Annotated in this window: 17 protein-coding genes and 2 tRNA genes; 18 read left to right on the top strand and 1 reads right to left on the bottom strand. The window is 70.9% G+C overall.

All coding sequences use genetic code 11. The annotated features are described in order from the left end of the window. The first annotated feature begins 43 nt into the window (after positions 1–43). The 7 genes from ACIBFB_RS04975 (at position 44) to ACIBFB_RS04945 (ending at position 5275) form a co-directional block, all read left to right on the top strand. Positions 44–1858 (top strand): BTAD domain-containing putative transcriptional regulator, encoded by a 1815-nt coding sequence (locus tag ACIBFB_RS04975; protein ID WP_397226303.1) that lies wholly within the window; start codon positions 44–46, stop codon positions 1856–1858. Between the two features lie 127 nt (positions 1859–1985). Continuing rightward, on the top strand, positions 1986–2171 hold the full coding sequence (locus ACIBFB_RS04970) for a hypothetical protein (protein ID WP_397226301.1): 186 nt from the start codon (positions 1986–1988) through the stop codon (positions 2169–2171). A 180-nt stretch (positions 2172–2351) separates the two neighbouring features. Next, a tRNA-Lys gene (locus ACIBFB_RS04965) sits at positions 2352–2424 on the top strand. Between the two features lie 213 nt (positions 2425–2637). Beyond that, positions 2638–2710: transfer RNA gene (locus ACIBFB_RS04960), tRNA-Lys, on the top strand. A 435-nt stretch (positions 2711–3145) separates the two neighbouring features. Then, positions 3146–3628, top strand: a complete 483-nt coding sequence (locus tag ACIBFB_RS04955) for a septum formation family protein (RefSeq protein ID WP_397226299.1) — start codon at positions 3146–3148, stop codon at positions 3626–3628. A gap of 267 nt (positions 3629–3895) precedes the next feature. Continuing rightward, positions 3896–4474, top strand: a complete 579-nt coding sequence (locus tag ACIBFB_RS04950; RefSeq protein ID WP_397226297.1) for a septum formation family protein — start codon at positions 3896–3898, stop codon at positions 4472–4474. A gap of 207 nt (positions 4475–4681) precedes the next feature. Beyond that, entirely contained in the window at positions 4682–5275 is a 594-nt protein-coding gene (locus ACIBFB_RS04945; protein WP_397226295.1) for a septum formation family protein, read from the top strand. A gap of 67 nt (positions 5276–5342) precedes the next feature. Here the strand turns inward: ACIBFB_RS04945 and ACIBFB_RS04940 are convergent, their stop codons facing one another. Next, on the bottom strand, positions 5343–5510 hold the full coding sequence (locus tag ACIBFB_RS04940; protein WP_397226293.1) for a hypothetical protein: 168 nt from the start codon (positions 5508–5510) through the stop codon (positions 5343–5345). Positions 5511–5745: 235 nt separating this feature from the next. On the opposite strand from ACIBFB_RS04940, the gene ACIBFB_RS04935 reads away from it, so the two are divergent. From ACIBFB_RS04935 to ACIBFB_RS04885, 11 genes are all read left to right on the top strand, one after another. After that, entirely contained in the window at positions 5746–6834 is a 1089-nt protein-coding gene (locus ACIBFB_RS04935) for an ABC transporter permease (protein WP_397226291.1), read from the top strand. 38 nt (positions 6835–6872) lie between these two features. Next, a complete protein-coding gene (locus tag ACIBFB_RS04930) occupies positions 6873–7754 on the top strand; it encodes an ABC transporter permease (protein WP_397226289.1) in 882 nt (293 codons plus the stop codon). Between the two features lie 5 nt (positions 7755–7759). Next, a complete protein-coding gene (locus tag ACIBFB_RS04925; RefSeq protein ID WP_397226287.1) occupies positions 7760–8824 on the top strand; it encodes an ABC transporter ATP-binding protein in 1065 nt (354 codons plus the stop codon). A 133-nt stretch (positions 8825–8957) separates the two neighbouring features. Continuing rightward, entirely contained in the window at positions 8958–9920 is a 963-nt protein-coding gene (locus ACIBFB_RS04920) for an ABC transporter ATP-binding protein (RefSeq protein ID WP_397226439.1), read from the top strand. A 4-nt stretch (positions 9921–9924) separates the two neighbouring features. Then, on the top strand, positions 9925–10113 hold the full coding sequence (locus ACIBFB_RS04915) for a hypothetical protein (RefSeq protein ID WP_397226285.1): 189 nt from the start codon (positions 9925–9927) through the stop codon (positions 10111–10113). Next, a complete protein-coding gene (locus tag ACIBFB_RS04910) occupies positions 10110–11918 on the top strand; it encodes an ABC transporter substrate-binding protein (protein ID WP_397226283.1) in 1809 nt (602 codons plus the stop codon). Before ACIBFB_RS04915 ends, ACIBFB_RS04910 begins: the two co-directional genes overlap by 4 nt. Positions 11919–12618: 700 nt before the next feature. Then, positions 12619–15747 carry an ATP-binding protein gene (locus ACIBFB_RS04905; RefSeq protein ID WP_397226281.1) on the top strand — a complete coding sequence of 1043 codons (3129 nt, stop codon included), beginning with the start codon at positions 12619–12621 and terminating at the stop codon, positions 15745–15747. An 87-nt stretch (positions 15748–15834) separates the two neighbouring features. After that, entirely contained in the window at positions 15835–16260 is a 426-nt protein-coding gene (locus ACIBFB_RS04900; protein ID WP_397226279.1) for a roadblock/LC7 domain-containing protein, read from the top strand. Between the two features lie 52 nt (positions 16261–16312). Next, the gene (locus ACIBFB_RS04895; RefSeq protein WP_397226277.1) at positions 16313–16672 is read left to right on the top strand and encodes a DUF742 domain-containing protein; all 360 of its coding nucleotides are present in this window, start codon (positions 16313–16315) and stop codon (positions 16670–16672) included. A gap of 22 nt (positions 16673–16694) precedes the next feature. Then, positions 16695–17252: a GTP-binding protein gene (locus ACIBFB_RS04890; protein ID WP_397226275.1), complete on the top strand. Its 558-nt coding sequence runs from the start codon at positions 16695–16697 to the stop codon at positions 17250–17252. A 63-nt stretch (positions 17253–17315) separates the two neighbouring features. Further along, positions 17316–18581 carry a styrene monooxygenase/indole monooxygenase family protein gene (locus tag ACIBFB_RS04885; protein ID WP_397226273.1) on the top strand — a complete coding sequence of 422 codons (1266 nt, stop codon included), beginning with the start codon at positions 17316–17318 and terminating at the stop codon, positions 18579–18581. The last annotated feature ends 236 nt before the right edge of the window (positions 18582–18817 follow it).

The following is an 18817-nucleotide window of genomic DNA, read 5'->3' as shown; positions in this document are numbered from 1 at the left end:
CCACCCGCTCACGTCGGCGCCGCCAGGCAGGGGGGATGGTGCTGTGCCGCCACGCGACCCGGCGGTAGGCCGGCACGCCACGACCGCCGACATCCGATCTCCGGACCCGTCCCCGGAGGAGCACCGTCCCGGGGGGCTGCGGGTCACCGTCCTCGGCCGGTTCGGCGTCGAGGTCGACGGGACCGCCCTCCCGTTGCGCGGCGGCAAACGGCGCGCCCTCCTCGCGGCCCTCCTGCTCGGCGCGGGCCGCACCCTGTCCGTCGAGGACCTCGTCGAACGGGTGTGGGGGGTGTCTCCGGACCCGGCCAACCGCAGCGCCCTCCAAGTCCACGTCGCCCGCGCCCGCGCCCTGCTCGACGCGCACTGCGGCCGTCCGCTCATCCGGGGCGGCGACGGCGGATACCGGATCGACCTCGCCGAGTCCGAGTCGGACCTGCTCGCGTTCCGCGCCCTGGTGCGCCGCGCGGACGCCGCCGACGCCCCGGACGCCCGCGTCGACCTGCTGACCGACGCGTTGGCCCTGTGGCGCGGCCCCGTCCTGGGCGACGTCGCCAGCCCGGCCCTGCACGAACACGACGTCGTGCCCCTGCACGACGAGCTGCTGCGTGTCGCGGAGGACGGGTTCGGGGCCGCCCTGGACCGCGGCCGCCCCGAGGACGTCGCGCGCCGGATCGCCTCAGTCACCGCCGCCCACCCCGAGCGCGAACCCCTCACCCGGATCCACATGGTCGCCCTCTACCGGAGCGGCCGCCCCAGCGAGGCGCTGCGCGTGTACGCGCGCACGCGCGCCGTCCTGGCAGAACGCCTGGGGGTGGAGCCCGGCCGCGATCTCCGGGAGACCTTCCACGCCGTCCTGCGCGGCGACCTCGACCCGGTGCCGCGCGTTCCCCGACCCCGTGCCCGCTCCGGCCCGGACACGGCGGGCCCGGCCCCCGCTGGGCGGCGCGGTGCGGCGGGCCCGGACCGGGGCGCCGAGCCGCCCGCCGACCGGGCCGGCGCGGCGGTCGTTCCCGCCGAGCTGCCCGCCGCGGTCACGCCGCTCGTGGGCCGGCAGCGGGCCCTGGCCGAACTGGACCGGATGGTCGACCCGTGCGGCCTCGCCCCGGGCAGCGTGCTCGTGCGCGGACCGGCCGGGGCGGGCGGCAGCGCCCTCGCCGTGCGGTGGGCGCACACCGCCGCCTCGCACTTCCCGGACGGACAGCTCTACGTCAACCTCCGCGGCGAGGACGGCAGGCCGCGCGAACCGGCCGAGGTGCTGCGCCGCCTGCTGCGCTCCCTGCCCGGGGGCGGCGAGGTCCCTCCCGGCCTGGGGGCGGACGAGGCGGCCGCGCGGGCCCGCACCCTCACGGCCCGCCGACGCGTCCTGCTCGTCCTCGACAACGCGGCCTCCGCGCGGCAGGTGCGTCCGCTGCTGCCCGGCGGCACCGGTTGCGCGGCGGTCGTCACCAGCCGGTTCTGGTTGACCGATCTGCTCGTGCGCGACGGGCTGAGGGTGCTGTCGGTCGGGGCGCTGGAGCCGGACGAGGCGGTCGGGCTCCTGGACTCCCTCACCGACCCCGCCCGCTGTTCGCGCCCGGAGCTGGAGCGCCTCGCCGGTCTGGCGGGGTACCTGCCGCTCCCCTTGCGCATGGCCGTCGCGTGGTTGGACACCCACCCGGACAGGACGGCGGCGGACCTGCTGCGGATCGTGGAGGAGGTGGACCCGGCACGCGGGACGACGCCCACGGCCCGGATGGCCGCGGTGTTGCGCGCCGGGCCCGAGGAGGGCCGCCTCGGCCGCGGGGAAGTACCGGCCGGACCCGGCCCACCGGAGACGAGTGTCGGGCCGCGGCCTTACGCCCGGCTTTCGCGCAGGTGAGATTCGGCGACCAGGGGGGAGAAGAGCGCCTCTTTGTGGCGTGAGAAACCCAAGTGGTGGTTGTGATCTCGGCTGGATCGGTTCCCAGGGGTGCTCACGGGGCAATCGAGTCGCTAGTGTCGATCACATGACACAGAACAACGAATCCAACCTCGACCCGGCGGGGAACACCCAGCACTTCCGCCGTTTCGTCGATGAGAACCCCGTGACGGACGAGCCCGCGCGCCGCCCGATCCTCCCGCTCGTCCTGGCCGGTGTCGGCGTGGTGCTCGTCGTCGCCGTCGCCGTCACGCTCTTCCTCGCCCTGACCTAGAACTAGGGCTCCTCCGGTGGACGGCGCCCGCAGCGGCGCGCGGCGACGCCACCGACCCCGCGTCGGGCGCGGGCCTCGCCGGGGCGGCCGGAGAACCGGTTCGCGGCCGCTCCGAGGTCCTGCTAAGGTTGTCGTTGTCGCCAGGGAGCACGGCCGTTCGGCCGCCCTGGGAAACGGCGCGCGTCATTAGCTCAGTTGGCAGAGCAGCTGACTCTTAATCAGCGGGTCCGGGGTTCGAGTCCCTGATGACGCACAGCGGGACGGCCCCGGTCGGGAGGCGCACGCCTCCGGTCCGGGGCCGTTCGCGTGTCCGGGTTCTCCTCGGCTCCGGGGCCGCACGGATGCCGCGCGCGTTCGGCCTGGTGGCGTGGCGCACAGACGGCCGCACGTGGTTCGGGGCGCCGTGGAGTTCCGGTAGAGTTGGCTCCGTCGGAACGGCGGGCCGGGAGGGCCCGCGGGACGACGAGCGTCGTTAGCTCAGTTGGCAGAGCAGCTGACTCTTAATCAGCGGGTCCGGGGTTCGAGTCCCTGACGACGCACAGAACAAAGCCCTGGTCGGTCGGCCAGGGCTTTTGTGGTGTCGGGGGTTGTGATTCGCGCCACCGCCGCACTCGGCGCCGTCCCCGGGCGCGGCTGCCGCGCTTCCCGGGGCGCCCGCGCGGTGAACGCCGGAAGTCCCACGGGACAACGGCTTCCGGCTTTTCCGTGCGGTGAATTCCTTCTGGGACCGGGTGTCTGTTCCTCCCACGCCCTGGCGCCCGGTTCTGTCGTAGCCGTGGTTTAGAGTTGCCATACCCCTGAGCATGGAATCTTCTTCCGCCGTGACCAGTGATAACCACGAAGAGTAGTCATAGTTTCGCAATTCGCTGTTTTCTTTAAGTCGGATTGACATATCCATGCTCGGTGGGGAACTCTACGATTCCCGCCACCCCCTCTGTGCGGGACCATCCCTGAAAAGACCCCGGAGTACCCTCATGCCATCCGTCTCCCCCGTTGTCCGTGCCGCCCTGGTGTCCGCGACGGCCGCCGGCGCCGTGCTCAGCCTCAGCGGCTGCGGCGCGCTGATCTCCGCGCTCGGCGGCGGCAACGCCTTCGAACTCGCCGTCGGCGACTGCTTCGTCGAGGACGAGATGTTCGGCGCGGGCTCGGACTCCGAGGTCTCCGACGTCCCCCTGGTCGACTGCGCGGAGCCGCACGACTCCGAGATCTACTACCTGTACGACATGGAGGGTGACGCCTACCCCGGTCAGGAGGCCGCCTGGGCCGAGGCCGACGAGACCTGCCAGGGGCAGGCCTTCACCGACTTCGTCGGCGTCGCCTACCCGGACTCGGAGATCTACACCGGCTCGCTGACCCCGACCCAGGAGTCCTGGGACCAGCTCAGCGACCGCGAGATCGTCTGCTACGTGTTCACCGAAGAGATGGTCACCGGCTCCCTCCAGGGCGCCAACCGCTAGCCCCCGGGTCGCGCCCCCCTCCGTACCCTGTCCCCGAGGCCGAGGGCCCGCGCGTCCCCCGTGACGGTTCCCCGGACCCGATCCGTCACCCCCACCCGGCCGACCGCCCCGCAATCGTCGCCGCGTACTGCCTGTCACGGGACGAATACGGTCCGAAAAACTCAGGATCGGCCAAAACCAACCCCCAGTCGAGCGCGTCTTGTCTAGGTGCGCCCACCCTCGACCCGCACGGGGTCGGGACGTGAATCACGATCTTCTGGAGTATTGATGCTGTCCGAAAAGCGTCACACGATCCTCGGCCGAGCCGCTCTCGGTGGTATTGCCGTCGGCGCCGCCCTGGCGCTGTCCGCCTGTGCCCCCATCGCCAACATCCTGGGCGGCGGTTCCGTCGAGGTGCCCGAGGTTCCCGAGGTGGAGTTGGAGACCCCGGCCGAGGGCGAGGACACCACCGCCCAGGGCCCCACGGACACCGGGGTGTTCGACCTCAACGTCGGCGACTGCTTCATCGAGGCGGACATGAACACCGCCTTCATGAGCGGCGGCGTCTCCGAGATCCCGATCCTCTCCTGCGAGGAGCAGCACGACTCGGAGATCTTCTACGCGTACGACATCGCGAGCGACACGTTCCCCGGTGAGGACGCCGTCCAGACCGAGGCCACGTCGACCTGCCAGGGGCAGATCTTCACCGACTTCATCGGTGTCGAGTACGCGACGTCGGAGATCTACGTCAGCTACCTGGTCCCGACCTCCGGTTCCTGGGCCAGCGGTGACCGCGAGGTCATCTGCTACGCCAAGACGCTCAACGGCGAGCTGGTGACCGGCACCTTCGAGGGCGCCAACCGCTAGGAGCACGCCTACGCGCGATCCCCGGGGCGGGGCCCGGCACGGGCCCCGCCCCTCGCCGTGTCCGGTGGTGCTCCCGTGCCCGGTGTGCGGGCAGTCGCCCCGGAACCTATCGATCCGGTGACATACCGAACGTTCCGTGCCTCGCGCGCGTCTGCACCAGTGTCGCCGACCGCCGTGCGACAACGACGATCCCGTGGAGTCACCGTGGTGTCCGAGACGCGTCGTCCGATCCCCGGCCGAACCGCCCTGGGCCTCCTGACCGTCGGCGCAGCCCTGGCGCTGTCGGCGTGCGGCCCCCTCCCACTGCTGCCGCCCGCCCTCACCGACGGCGGGTCGGTCGAGCCCGAGCCCATCGACCCCGATCCCGCACCCAGCCCCGAGCCCGCTCCCACCCTGACCCCCGAACCGCAGCCCACCGAGCCCGAGGGGCCCACGGACGTGAACGTCTTCGCGCTCGGCCTGGGGGACTGCCTCAACGACTACGGGGCCGACGACGCGGTCTCCGAGGTGCCCGTCATCGACTGCGGCGAACCGCACGACTACGAGGTCTACTACGTCGGCGACCTCGAGGGTGACGAGTTCCCCGGGCGGGAGGAGGTCATCGACATGACCACCGACCGGTGCCGGGAGGAGTTCGACGCCTTCGTCGGGATCCCCTACATGGAGTCCGAACTGGACTTCACCCTGCTGTTCCCGACCGAGAGCGGCTGGAACGACGCGGACGACCGCGAGATCCTCTGCCTGATCTACGAGATGAGCGGTGAGCAGGCCACCGGCAGCCTGGAGGGCGCCCGCCGCTGACCGCGTCCGCGCGCACGGCCCGCACCGGAGGTCTCCGGTGCGGGCCGCGTCGCGCTCCGGGGGCGTCCTACCGGCGGACGGCCGACAGGGCGTAGGCGTCCGTCATGGCCTGCCGCATGCCGGCCGGGGCCATCCGGGTGAACGCGTCGCGCCAGATGCCGTCCGAGCCGTGGGGGTGCTCGGGTGGATGGCGTCGGAGCCGCCACCGTACGAAGCGGACGGCGCGGGGCGACACCGACCAACGTTGTGGGCTCGCGGGTTGGCCGGATGCGGCCAGCCTGATTCATGGGCGAACGTCCACTTCTGGGGTTGTTTGTGGGCCTGATCGGGTCGCGCGGAAGACGCCGTTTGGTCACAAGGGTGGCGCGCGACACACACGGGCCATTACGGTGATCTTCTATTAGGAAACTTTCCTAATAATTCATGGACGGTTTCCACCGCACGGTCCACCCACCGCTCGAAGGAGCCCCGTGACCACGGACATCGCGGCCTCCCCGCCGCCGTCGCCGCCCGCCGGGGTCGCGCGCGCCCGGACGGGAGGCGCCCCCCTCTGGCGCCGGATCTGGCGCCACTACGCCGTCGTCAAGGTCCGCAAGGCCGTGACCGTCGTGTTCGTGGTCGCCAACGTGACCTTCTTCCTCGGACGCGCCATGCCCGGCGACCCGGTCGACGTCATGGCCGGACGGCTCACCCAGGGCGGGATGAGCATGGAGGAGGCCCGGGCGATCGCCACGTACTCCCTGGCCTACGACGTGGACGCGCCCCTGTACGAGCAGTGGTGGGACTTCCTCGTCGGCCTGGTCACCCTGGACCTGGGCGACACCATCAACCGGCCCGGCGTCACCGTGACGGAGGCCGTCGCCGCCTACCTGCCCTGGACGCTGTTCAGCATCGGGACCGGAACCCTCGTCGCCATCGTCCTGGGTCTCGTCCTGGGCATGGTCATGGCCTACTGGCGCAACCGGTTCCTGGACCACGTGCTCAGCGTCGCCGCCTCCGTGCTCGGCGCCGTCCCCAACTACCTCATCGCGATGGTGCTCGTCGCCGGGGGCGGCATGTACCTCGGCTGGTTCGACCCGATCACCCTGCGCGGGACGCTCAGCCCCGGGGTCGAGCCGGGGTTCACCGCGGAGTTCGTCGGCGACGCCCTCCTCCACGCGCTGCTGCCGATCCTCACCTACGTCCTGGCCGTTGTCGGCGTCTGGATGCTCATCATGAAGGCCTCCACCACCGAGGTCCTGGGCGAGGACTACGTGACCGTCGCCCGGGCGCGCGGGTTGCGGGACACCCGCATCGCCTCCGCCTATGTCGGCCGCAACGCCGTCCTGCCGCTGGTGGCCCAGATCGCGATCTCGTTCGGCGTCCTCGTCGGCGGAGCGATCTTCGTCGAGGAGGTCCTGGTCTACAAGGGGGTGGGCGGCCTCCTCCTGGACGCCGTGAACTACCGCGACTACCCGCTGCTCCAGGGGCTGCTGGTCATCATCACCTCGTGCGTGGTCCTCGCCAACCTCGTCGCGGACCTCCTCTACAGCCGCCTCGACCCGCGCATCCGGAACTAGGGCGTGCGCCGCGACACACGCCCGGGAGGGCCACGACCATGACCACCGTCACCACGCCGAACCCGGCCGCCGGCGTCTGGGGCAGTATCTGGCGGGGCCTGACCCACAGCACGAGCGGGTTCGTCGGCCTCTGCCTCGTCGTCGGCGTCCTGCTGTTCTCCTTCGTCGGACCGCTGGTCGTCGACACGGACAACCCCACGGACATCACCCTCATCTGGGGGCCGATGACCGCCGAGCACTGGCTCGGCACCAACCACGAGGGCAAGGACACCTTCGTCCAACTCGTGCTGGGCGGACGCGAACCGATCTGGGTCGGCGTCCTCGCCGCCGTCATCACCGTGGCCGTCGCCGTCGTCCTCGGCGGGACCGCCGGGTACGTACGCGGCCGGGTCGACCACGCCCTGCTCCAACTCACCGACATCACGATGACCATCCCGTTCATCGTGCTCATGCTGGTCATCGCGTCCTTCTACCGCACCGCCTCGCCGGCCGTCGTCGCGCTCATCATCGGACTGGTCACCTGGCCCCACCTCATGCGCTCCATCCGCGCCCAGGTGCTCACCCTGCGCGAACGCGAGTTCGTCGAGGCGGCCCGCCTCCAGGACCTGGGGACCGCCCGCATCCTCTTCGTCGAGGTCGTGCCCAACATGGCGGGCTACATCTTCGTCAACTTCATCATCGCGATCACCAACGCGATCTACGCGGTCGTAGGCATGTACCTGCTCGGCCTGCTTCCCAGCACCGCCGACAACTGGGGCCTGATGATCCAGCAGGCCTGGAACAACAACGCCTTCCTGCTGCCCACCGCCATGCCCTTCCTCGTCGCGCCGATGGTGATGATCACGCTCTTCCAGATCGGCCTGGTCACCATGACCCGGTCCCTGGAGCAGGCGCTCAACCCACGACTCCGGGACAGGTGACCCCTGTGAACGACCACCGCGCCGACCCGGCCGGGCCCCTGCTGTCCGTCAGCGGAGTCGACATCGGCTACCGCACCGGCAGGCGGACCGCGACCACGATCGTCCGCGACGTTTCCTTCGACCTGTACCCCGGGCAGTCCCTGGCCCTGGTGGGGGAGTCGGGCTGCGGCAAGACCACCCTCGGCCTCGGGCTCCTGCGCCTGCTCCCGCGCGCCGGGCGGGTCCGCGCCGGGCGGATCCTCTTCCGCCGCAAGGACGGCGAGCGCGTGGACGTCCGCTCCCTCGGCAGGGAGGACCTGCGCCGGTTCCGCTGGGACGAGGCCGCGATGGTCTTCCAGGGCGCGATGAACGCCTTCAACCCCGTCCTGCGGATCGAGGACCACTTCACCGACACCTTCCGCGCCCACGAGCACGGGCGCGGCCGGAGGCCCCGGGCGCGGATCCTGGAGCGCTCCGCCGGACTCCTGGACATGCTCCAGCTCGACCCCGCCCGCGTCCTGCGCTCCCACCCGCACGAACTCTCGGGCGGCATGCGCCAGCGCGCGCTCATCGCGCTGGCGCTGGCCCTGGAGCCGCAGCTGCTCATCCTCGACGAACCCACCACGGCGCTGGACGTGCTCACCCAGCGCGCCATCGTCGAGCGCCTGACGGAGCTGCGGGAGCGGCTGGGCTTCGCGATGGTCTTCATCACCCACGACCTCGGACTGGCCGCGGAGCTCTCCGACCGCGTCGCGACCATGTACGCCGGGCGGCTGATCGAGTCCGGGACGACGCGCGACATCTTCCACCGGCCGCGCCACCCCTACACCGCGGGGCTGATCGACTCCGTGCCCCCCGTCTCGGGCGCCCGCACCGTCCCGCGCTCCCTGCCCGGCGGCCCGCCCAGCCTGGCCGCCCTGCCGCCCGGGTGCGCGTTCGCGCCCCGCTGCGCCCACGCGCTCGACCGGTGCTCCCGGGAGCTCCCCGAACCGGAGCTGCTCCAGGAACGCGACCGGGGACGCAGCCACACCGCGGCCTGCCTGCGCTCGACCGACACCGCACTGTACGCCGAGGGGGTCGTCCGTGACTGACCTTTCCCACCCGTCGCCCACCACCGCCCGAGAGGCCGCTTCGCGGCAGAGCGGGACACCCTCAAGGGATGCCTTCGGCGCTGTTCCTCCCTCTTCGTCGCCCACCGCCGCCCAGGGGACCGCCCCTCCCCTCCTGAGCCTGCGCGGCGTGCGGCAGGAGTTCGACACCCCCCGGGGCCGGATCAGCGCCGTGTCCGGCGTCGACCTGGACGTGCGCCCCGGGTCGGTGGTGTGCCTGGTCGGTGAGTCGGGCTGCGGCAAGACCACCACCGCCCGGGCCGCCGCCGGGCTGACCGCTCCCTCCGGGGGGTCCGTGCTCTTCCGGGGACGCGACGTCGCGGAGATGGACGGGGAGGAACGCGCCGCGTTCCGCCGCTCCGTCCAGTACATCCACCAGGACCCCTACGCCTCGCTCAACCCGGTGCGCACGGTCTGGTCGACGGTCACGGCGGGACTCCGCCGGCACCGGATGGTCCGCGGCCGGGGAGAGGCCCGCGCGGCCGCCGCCGCACTGCTGGAACGGGTCGACCTCTCCCCGGCCGAGGACTACCTGGACACGTACCCGCACCAGTTGTCCGGCGGGCAGCGGCAGCGCGTCGCCGTCGCCCGCGCCCTGGCGATGGGGCCGGAGGTGGTCATCGCCGACGAGTCCACGTCGATGCTGGACGTGTCGATCCGGGTCAGCCTGCTCACCACCCTCGGGCGGCTCCGGGACGAACTCGGGGTGGGCTTCCTGTTCATCACCCACGACCTGGCCGTGGCCAAGTACTTCGCCTGGGAGGGCGAGATCGCCGTCATGTACCTGGGCAGGGTCGTCGAGCACGGGCCCGCTCCGCGCGTCGTCGACGATCCGCGCCACCCCTACACCCGGGCGCTGATCTCGGCGGTGTGCGAGCCCGACCCCGATCTGGCCCACGGCAGGGAGCGGTTCGGACTGCGGTCGGCCGACGTCCCCGACCTGACCGATCCGCCGCCCGGCTGCGACTTCCATCCGCGTTGCCCGCTCCACGAGGCGGGCGGCTGCGACTCCGCCCGCCCGCCGCTGGTCCGCCACGAGGGCCGGCTGCTGTCCTGCCACGTCGTCACGAGGGGGTGAGCGGGTGCCGTCCATCGGCCGCCCCGGCCTGGCCGTCGGCGCCTTCCTCGCCCTGGCCAGCACCCTCACGGCCTTCCTCAACCCCCCCGGCACGGCCGAGTTCGTGATCAGCGTCGTCACCGTCGGTGTCGGTCTGCTCGTCGTCGCCCTCGGTCTGCTCGCCGTCCTACTGGAAAGGAAGCGACACGAATGAGCCCCACCCCCTCACGGGAGACCCCCATGCGAGACCTCAGCCGCCGCCGACTGCTCAAGGCGGTCGGGTTCGGCGCGGCCGGAGCGGCGGGCGCCGGCGCCCTGACCGCCTGTTCCGGAGGCGGCGAGGCGTCGGGCGCCACCCAGTTCACCGGGGTCTACGACTACGACCTGGACTCCAACACCCGCAACATGGCGGTCGAGGACGGCGCGCTCCTGCTCAACTCCGTCTACGAGGACCTGTTCCTCACCACCGGCGCCATGTACGACTGGCGTGAGCACACGTGGGAGTACCTCCTGCTGGAGGGCTCGGAGTGGGACGGGGACGACCTCATCGTGTCGCTGCGCCCCGGGCTCCGGTGGAGCGACGGCAACGACCTCGACGCCGAGGACGTGATCCAGACCTACGCGATGGCGATCCTGGAGACGCCTCCGTGGTCCGTCGGCTTCCCCCAGGTCACCGAGCTCGAACAGCTCGACTCCCGCAGTGTCCGGCTGGCCTTCGACGACCCCTTCGTCAACATCGAGCGGAGCATCCTCAAGCGCCGGTTCGTGAGCAAGGCGACCTACGCCGACTTCGGTCCGCGCGCGGTCGAGCTGGTCAACTCCGGAGTCCGCCAGGGCGACGACGCGCACGCCGAGTTCAACGCCGAGTTCATCGAGTTCGACCCGGACGAGATCGTGTGCAGCGGGCCGTACATGTTCGACCGGGCCCAGATGTCGGACGCCCGCATCACGCTGGTACGCAACGAGAACGGCTTCCGGGGCGCGGAGGTCGGTTTCGACGAGGTGGTCATCCACCGGGGGGACAACCGCCAGGCGGCGCTGCTGTTCCAGCAGGGCGAGATCGACTACTCCTCGCTGGCCCCCTCCGCCGCCGACCAGCAGGCCTTCCAGAGCGTGGACGGGTTCCGCTGGGTGGAGCACACCGGCTACGACGGCTGCGGGCTGATGTTCAACTACGCGGCCAAGCCCGAGCTCCGGGACGTCCGCGTGCGGCAGGCGCTGGCGCACATCCTCGACTCCGACACGATCGGCAGGGTGGCGCGCGGGGAGGCCTACAGCGGTGTCCAGTACTACGCGGGGCTGGTCGACGTCCAGGCGGAGGAGATCTTCACCGAGGAGGAACTGGGGCGGTTCACCCACTACGGGTACGACCCCGACCGCGCCACCGAGCTGCTGGAGGAGGCCGGATGGACCCTGGAGGGCGGGACCTGGCGGCTGCCGGGCGGTGAGGAGGCCGGATTCGAGGTGATCGGTGTCTCCGGTTGGAGTGACTTCGAGCTGACCGCCGCGCAGGTCGAGGAGGCCTGGAACAGCTTCGGGATCCCGACCACGGCGACCAACGTGCCCTCGGACAACCCGTGGGGCATCTGGGGCGCGGGCGATTTCGAGGTGGCGGTGCGCCACTGGGGGAACCCCGAGATCCCCGACTACTGGGGTGCCTTCCAGATGAACTTCCTGTTGGAGAACGCCGGGACCGAGGACGCGCCGGGGCAGTCCTTCGACCTCGACGTGGAGAGCCCGTCGCTGGGGGAGCTGGACCTGGCCGCGCTCGTCGAGGAGGCCAAGCAGGCCGACTCGTCGGAGGACCAGCGCGAGACGCTGCTGACGATGGCCACCGCCTTCAACGAGCTCCTCCCGCGGATCCCGATCTGGACCTTCCGCTACCTGGCCCCGGCATTGGAGGGCGAACGGGTCAGGGGGTTCGGCGCCGAGCTGCCCATGGACGCCAACCAGATGTACCAGGACAACCACATCATGCTCGCGCTGATCAAGGGCGACCTGACTCCCGGCTCGGGGTGACCCGGGCGCCGTCGGAGGCCGGTGGCGGGCGGGGCCGCGCGGCCCCGCCCGCCACCCGTGTGTGCCGGATGTGAGTCAGGCGACCACGGTTTGTTGTGTGACTTGGGGCACACGGATCATTGCCGGTGGCGAAGGTCTTGAGCGTGACAATTGGGACAATCAAGACTTATGGGATAAACCGACTTGGTTCGCGTTGTCGCACGTCGCGGCGGGTGCGCGGAGGTCCTTTCGGGTGCTTCTCGGATTCTCCTGCCAAGCGGCAGGGCCTTTGTTAGTCTGACGATCCGAACGACGGTTCTCGGTGGATGTACAGGAATTGTGTCGGACGTGGATACTTGTCTCCGGATAGGGCGTTACTCTCCTTGTCCGGGTATCCGATCGTGCGTGCCCCATCCGCCGCGGGACCCGTTCCGGCGTTCCCCCGGCGTACGGGACACCCGTCGCCACGGGGTCCCGGCGCGGTCCACGAGGCGGCACCTCCCTGGTCAGGGTGGTGGTGCGGGGCCACCGCCGATCCGCCCACCTGATGCGAGGAGACGAGACTGTGGCACAGGCCCCGTCGCCGCACGAGCGCGATGGCAACCCCCTGGCCGAGATGAAGTCGACGGAGGATGGGCGAGGAGGACGGTTCCGCCGGGCCATCTCCCGGATGGTCAAGTCCCAGGACCCCCCGTCATCGGAGACCGAGCGAGGACATCCCGTGCATCAGCCCGTGCATCCGCACTCGCGGCCTGCCGACCGGGAGGGCGGCCCGGACCCGTCCGGTTCCCCCTCCAGGGGCAGGGACGAACCGTCCGAACGGCCCGTCGGTCCGTTCTCCGCCTCGGCGGAGAAGGGGTACCGTCCCGCGACGCGCACGAGCGTCCCGAACCCGTACACCACCCGGCGCCTGGAGGTCGACGACGTCGATCCCGGCGCCCACCCGGTCGGTCAGTGGCGCGGTGTGGGCCTCGACGAGCCCGACCCGCGCGGCCGGCCCAGGACCCCGAACTCCCCTCTCATGAACGATTCCACCGCGGGCGCCACGCCGCGCCCCGCCCCCGGCTCCGAGCCCGGGGCGCCGGACTCCGCCGCCGAGGAGCGGCGAGAACCGACCGCCCCGGCGCGTTCCGCGACCGACGCAGAACGCGACACCCACCCATCACGGCACACCTCGGAGTCCCCCGCCCACCGGACCCCCCGCCAAGGGTCCGACGACACGCGTGCCGACCACCCCCCGCGCACCGGTGAGACCGGCCAGACCGCATCCGCGACCCCCGACCCCTCGGGCGCACCGGACCGGCAGGCGCCAGCGACCGGGCAGCACGGGGCCGACCCCCTGGAGGGAGGTTCGCGCATGGACGACCAGCCGAACCCGTACGGGACAGCGCGATCCCGAACCCCGGATCCGACCACAGGCCAACAGGCCGTCCTGCCCGAGGCCGAGGTTCCCGGCCCGTCGGCGGGGGCGGTGCCCGACCCAGCCGGAGTGCGGGAGGGCGCGCACCAGGCGCCCGCCGCGACCGAGGGAGCCCAGGCCTCGGGCGGGGGCGTTCCGGCGCCCGCGCCGCACGGGGACGTGCCCCCGGACCCGGCCTCCCCGGGCCGGGAGGCCCCGTCGCGGCCCCACACCGGAAGAGACCTGGGCCAGGGGGTCCGGGCGGAACAGGACTCCCCAGCCCACGGTGGCCACCCCGGCCACCAGACCGCGCAGGGGGCCCCGGCGTACCAGGTGAATCCTGAGCAGCTGGCGGATCAGGGTTCCGCGGCGCACCTCGGGTACGCGACCGGGCAGGCGGTACCGGCGCAGCAGGGAAACCCCGTTCACCCACCGGTTCACGGCGCCCCGGTGCACCCGGGGTACCAGGGCCGGACCGCCCACGCCGGAGCCCAGGCCGATCAGTGGCCCGCCGCCGACCACGGCCACGTCGGGTACCAGGGGAATCCCGCGCAGCTGGCGGATCAGGGTTCCGCGGCGCACCTCGGAGCGCAGGGGCACCCCGGGTACCCGTCCGGGTACGGAAGCGCGGCGTACCTCGCCCACCCCGGTCCCCAGGGACACTCCGCCCACCCCGGGCACACGGCGTCCCGTGACGCCTTCGGGCTCGCACCGCACCCGGGGCCGTGGGCGGTCCAGGGCTCCGAGGCGCAGGTGCCGGGCCAGTCCGCCGCCGACGCGCGACACGGCCACCCCGTCCCCCAGACGAACCCGGGCCACGTGGGACCCCCGGCCGCCCTCGGACACACGCCGTACCAGGGCCAACTCGTTCCCCAGGCGTACGCCGGGTACCCGGGACAGCACGCACCCCAGAGCTACGAACAGGGTTCCCAGCCGCGCCCCGGGCACCAGATCGCCGTCCACGGAGCGTACGGCTACCCGGCCGAGCCCGGGTACCAGGCGTACGCCTACGCGCCGCCGGTGGTCGCCTACCCGGCGCCCTACCAGCCGCCCGGTTACGTGTACCCGGGGCAGCCGATGGTCGTTCCCGGACACTTCCCGGCCTACGGCCAGCCCGTCCAGCACGTCATCGTGCTCACCTCGGGCCAGGCGCCGCAGGTGATCACCGCCGAGCCGGCCACGTACGCCGAACGGCCCGACACCGTGGACCGCGCCACGCGCCTCCCCGTCCCGGACGGGGACGAGGACGGGGACCAGCCCGCGGACGTCCCCGAAGCGGCGGACCCCGACCCCCTGGAGGCCGCCGCGGAGGACGCTCCGGCCGCGGAGGAGGCTCCCGAGTCCACGACGGCCGCGGACACCTCCGACGACCCGGAGGAGCCGGTCGGTTCCTCGGACCGCGAGGGCCTGCTCAACGAGGCGCTCGCCGGTCTGGCCATGCGCGACCTGTCGCTGGTCGACACCCTGCTGGAGACGGTCGAGGAACTGGAGACCGACGCCCAGGACCCCGACCTGCTCGACAAGCTCTTCCAGATCGACAACCTCGCGACCCGTATGCGACGCAACGGGGAGAACTTCCTGGTGCTGACCGGCCACGACGGCGGCGAGTCCGACGCCCACGACGAGATCGTGCCGCTGCTGGACGTCGCCCGTGCCGCGACCTCCGAGATCAAGGACTACCCGAGGGTCCGCCTCGGCAAGCTCCCGCAGACGTCCATCACCGGTATGGCCGCCGACGACATCAGCCACCTGTTGGCCGAGCTGCTGGACAACGCCACCGCCAACTCGCCCGAGCACTCCCAGGTCGTGGTCAGCGCCCGGGAGCTCGACGACGGCCGGCTCATGATCGTGGTCGAGGACGAGGGCGTGGGCATCCCCGAGTCCCAGCTCGCGGACCTCAACCGCAGGCTCGCCGGCGCGCCCGTCCTCGACGAGGAGGTCCCCCGGCACATGGGCCTGTACGTCGCCAGCCGGATCGCGCGCAGGCACGGTCTGGAGGCCCGCCTGGAGTCGCGTTCCTTCCGGGGCGTCAACGCCTACGCGATCATCCCCAACGACCTCCTGCGCGTGGCCACGCCCCCGATCCCGGGCCAGGCCCGCACCTCGACAGTGCCGCCGGTGCCGCCGGTGGCGGCTCCCAGGACCCCCATGGCCACCCCGCCCGTGACCGGTACCAACGGCGTGAACGGCGGCTCCGCCCACAAGCCCCTCGGCGGCGGCAACTCCGCCGTCACCTCCGCGGGACTGCCCCGCCGCAGCGCCACGCCGCACGGCTCACCCCTGCGGATGATGCCTCCCCCGGACCACGTCGCGAAGGCCGAGCCGCCGACCGACGCCCCGCCCAGGCTGACGGGAGAGGCGCGGGCCGAGCAGATCCGCGACGAGCTCGGAGACTTCCTCGAGGGTGAACGGGAAGCCCTCGAGGACACGTCGGACGGAGAGGCCACGTGATCCCCCTCTCTCCCCGACACGTCCCCCGGGTGCCGACACGCACCCCCCGAACCCCCGTAACGACCCTCGGCCCAGGCAGGTAGAGCGATGACCGAACACGTGAACGAAAGCGTTGAGAACTTCTCCTGGCTCATCGACCGGTTCGTCCGGGACGTCCGCGGAGTCGAGCACGCCGTGGTCGTCTCGTCCGACGGTCTCGTGCTGACCCACTCCGCCGACTTCCCCGAGGAACACGCCGAACAGCTCGCGGCGATCGCCAGCGGTCTGCACAGTCTGGCCGTCGGCGGCGCGTCGCTCTTCCAGCGCGGTGAGTGCGAGCAGCTCCTCGTCCGGTTCAACAAGGGCCACCTGTTCATCATGGCCATCAGCGACGGCTCGTGCATGGCCGTCCTCACCTCCCCGGGCAGCGAACTCAAGCTCATCGGGTTCCAGATGACCAAGCTCGTGGAGAACGTCGCGCACGTGCTCACCCCCCAGCTGCGATCGCAACTGCGCGAAGTCATCCAGAACTGAGCACGGCGACCCGTAGCGGTTCGACAGGGATCACGAGAAGGTTGCCACTGACATGAGCTTCCGCAGGCGAAGGAGTAACCGCGTCCGCCCGTTCACCTTCACGGGCGGGCGGACGCGGTCGCGGCATCCGCTGATGGTGCAGACCCTGGTCTCGACGTCCGAGCCCGGGAACGAACCTCCGAGCACCCTCATGCCGGAGTCGATCAACATCTACAGACTGTGCCGGGAGACTCGGTCTCTCGCCGAGGTGTCGGCGGAGCTGAACATCCCTCTGGGTGTCACCCAGGTCCTGGTCAGCGACCTGGCCGAGCAGGACCTGGTGTACATCCACCCGACCATCACCGGCAGTAGTCCATCGGAAAACCAGGTTCTGGAGAGGGCTCTTCGTGGTCTCGAACGACTTTTCCAGTGACAACAGGTCGAATCGCAAGAAGATGTCGAGCAAGATCGTCATCGCCGGTGGCTTCGGCGCCGGCAAGACGACCTTGGTGAGCTCGGTCTCGGAGATTCCACCGGTCACCACCGAGGCGATCATGACCGAGGCGAGCATCGGCCATGACGACACCTCGATCACACCCGACAAGACGACGACCACCGTCGCGATGGACTTCGGTCGCATCACCATCGACGACGAGCTGGTCATGTACATGTTCGGCACGCCCGGACAGGCGCGCTTCTGGTTCATGTGGGACGATCTCGTCCGCGGCGCGGTGGGCGCCGTCGTCGTGGTCGACTGCCGGAGGCTCGCGGACTCCTTCGACGCCGTGGACTACTTCGAGACGAACCGGCGCATCCCCTACATCGTCGCGCTGAACAAGTTCGAGGGACGGCTCGACTACTCGGCCGAGCAGGTCCGCGAGGCGTTGGAGGTGAGCCCGGAGGTGCCGATCATCGACTTCGACGCCCGCCAGCGCAACTCCGGCGGCGACGTCCTCAAGACGTTGCTCCGGTACGCGCTCCAGCACAACCGTGCGAGCGAGCCCGTCGGCTGACGGGCGGGGAGCCGCCCGGCGACCCCACCGCCCCCGTAGATTCCCCAGGAAAGTTAGCGACAGATGCGCAAGATCCTTATCGTCGGCGCGGGCCATGCCGGACTGCACCTGGCCCATGGGCTGCTGACCGAAGGCTACGACGTCACGGTGATCACGGGGCAGTCGTCGATGGAGATCCGCACCGGCAAGGCGTCGGTCTCCCAGTTCACCTTCCCGACGGCCCTGAACTACGAGCGCGAGCACGACCTCGATCTCTGGAGTGCCCTGTCACCCCAGATCAGGGAACAGAGAGTGCATCTGTACCCGGGACGGGACCGGCCCGTGCTGACTTTCAAGGGTAAGACGGGCATGGACAACGACTACATCGTCGCGGTCGACCGCAGGGTCAAGATGGCCGACTGGCTGGAGTACTTCGAGGACCGCGGCGGCAAGGTGGTCATCCACGGGGTCACCGTCACCGACCTCGACTACTTCTCCCGGATGTTCGAGCTCATCATCATCGCCGTGGGTCACGGGGAGCTGGGCCAGCTCTTCGACTCAGACGAGTCCCGGTTCAGCGGCGCCCGTCCCCGCTCGATCGCGCAGGCGCAGATCTACGACGTCTGGCCCGACGAGGACGGCGAGGAGAACGTCGGTTGGGCGGCCTCCGCGGCGGAGGCCGGCAACATCATGTTCATTCCCGTCCTGGCACAGGACGGCCCCTGCCACAACCTGCTCCTGGTCGACAAGCGCGGCGGCCCGATGGACGCGTGGCCGGACCGCCCCGGTCCCGAGGAGCAGCTGCGGCGGATGAAGGATCTGCTCAGGCAGTACGCTCCCGACTACTTCGAGCGCGTCAAGGACTCCGTCCTGGTCGACGGACACCGCAGCGCGCTCATCGACGAGCTGACGCCCCAGGTGCGCAACCCCGTGGGCGTCCTGCCCTCCGGCGGCCGTGTCCTTGGCATGGCCGACGTGGTCGTGACGATGGACCCCTACGTCGGCCAGAGCTGGAACAACTCCACCCGGTGCGCGAGGGCGTACCTGGAGGCCATCCTCCAACACGGTGACCGACCCTTCGACGAGGAATTCCTGGTCAGGGCCTTTGACCGGTTCTGGGAATTCGGACTGCACAACCAGATGTGGGCTGAGATGAATTCCACATTGTGGGACGCGGGCGACCTGGCGCCGTTCTTCTACGACCTGCTCGACGGCGCCAGGGCGTACCCGGAGGTGGCGGACCGGTGGATCCGGGGCTGGGACTATCCGCCGGATTACGCGAACTGGCTCCTGGACCCGGATCTGGCTGCGGAGTACCTCAAGGAGGTCCGTGACAGGCACGGGGACTGACTGCCGTCCCACCTGCGCGCGAGCCCGATGTCCCGGCGGACATCGGGCTCCTTGGTGTCCGACCAGTGAGATGAATATCCGATTACGTCGCTGACCGAATGTTCTCGATGGTGGACCGAAATCGAGGAAGCCGTTGTCATGCATCATGAGCGGCGGTTACGATCCTTCGTGTTGGTGTCTGTAAGTGACACATGGCCGAGAGTGAGACTTCTGTACCGCTTGGGTGCTAAGTGTCT

Origin of the sequence: Nocardiopsis sp. NPDC050513 (genome assembly GCF_044457925.1) — a bacterium.
Classification (GTDB): Bacteria; Actinomycetota; Actinomycetes; order Streptosporangiales; family Streptosporangiaceae; genus Nocardiopsis.
Note: the sequence above shows the minus strand (reverse complement) of the source record. Positions and strands in the feature narration are given on the sequence as shown.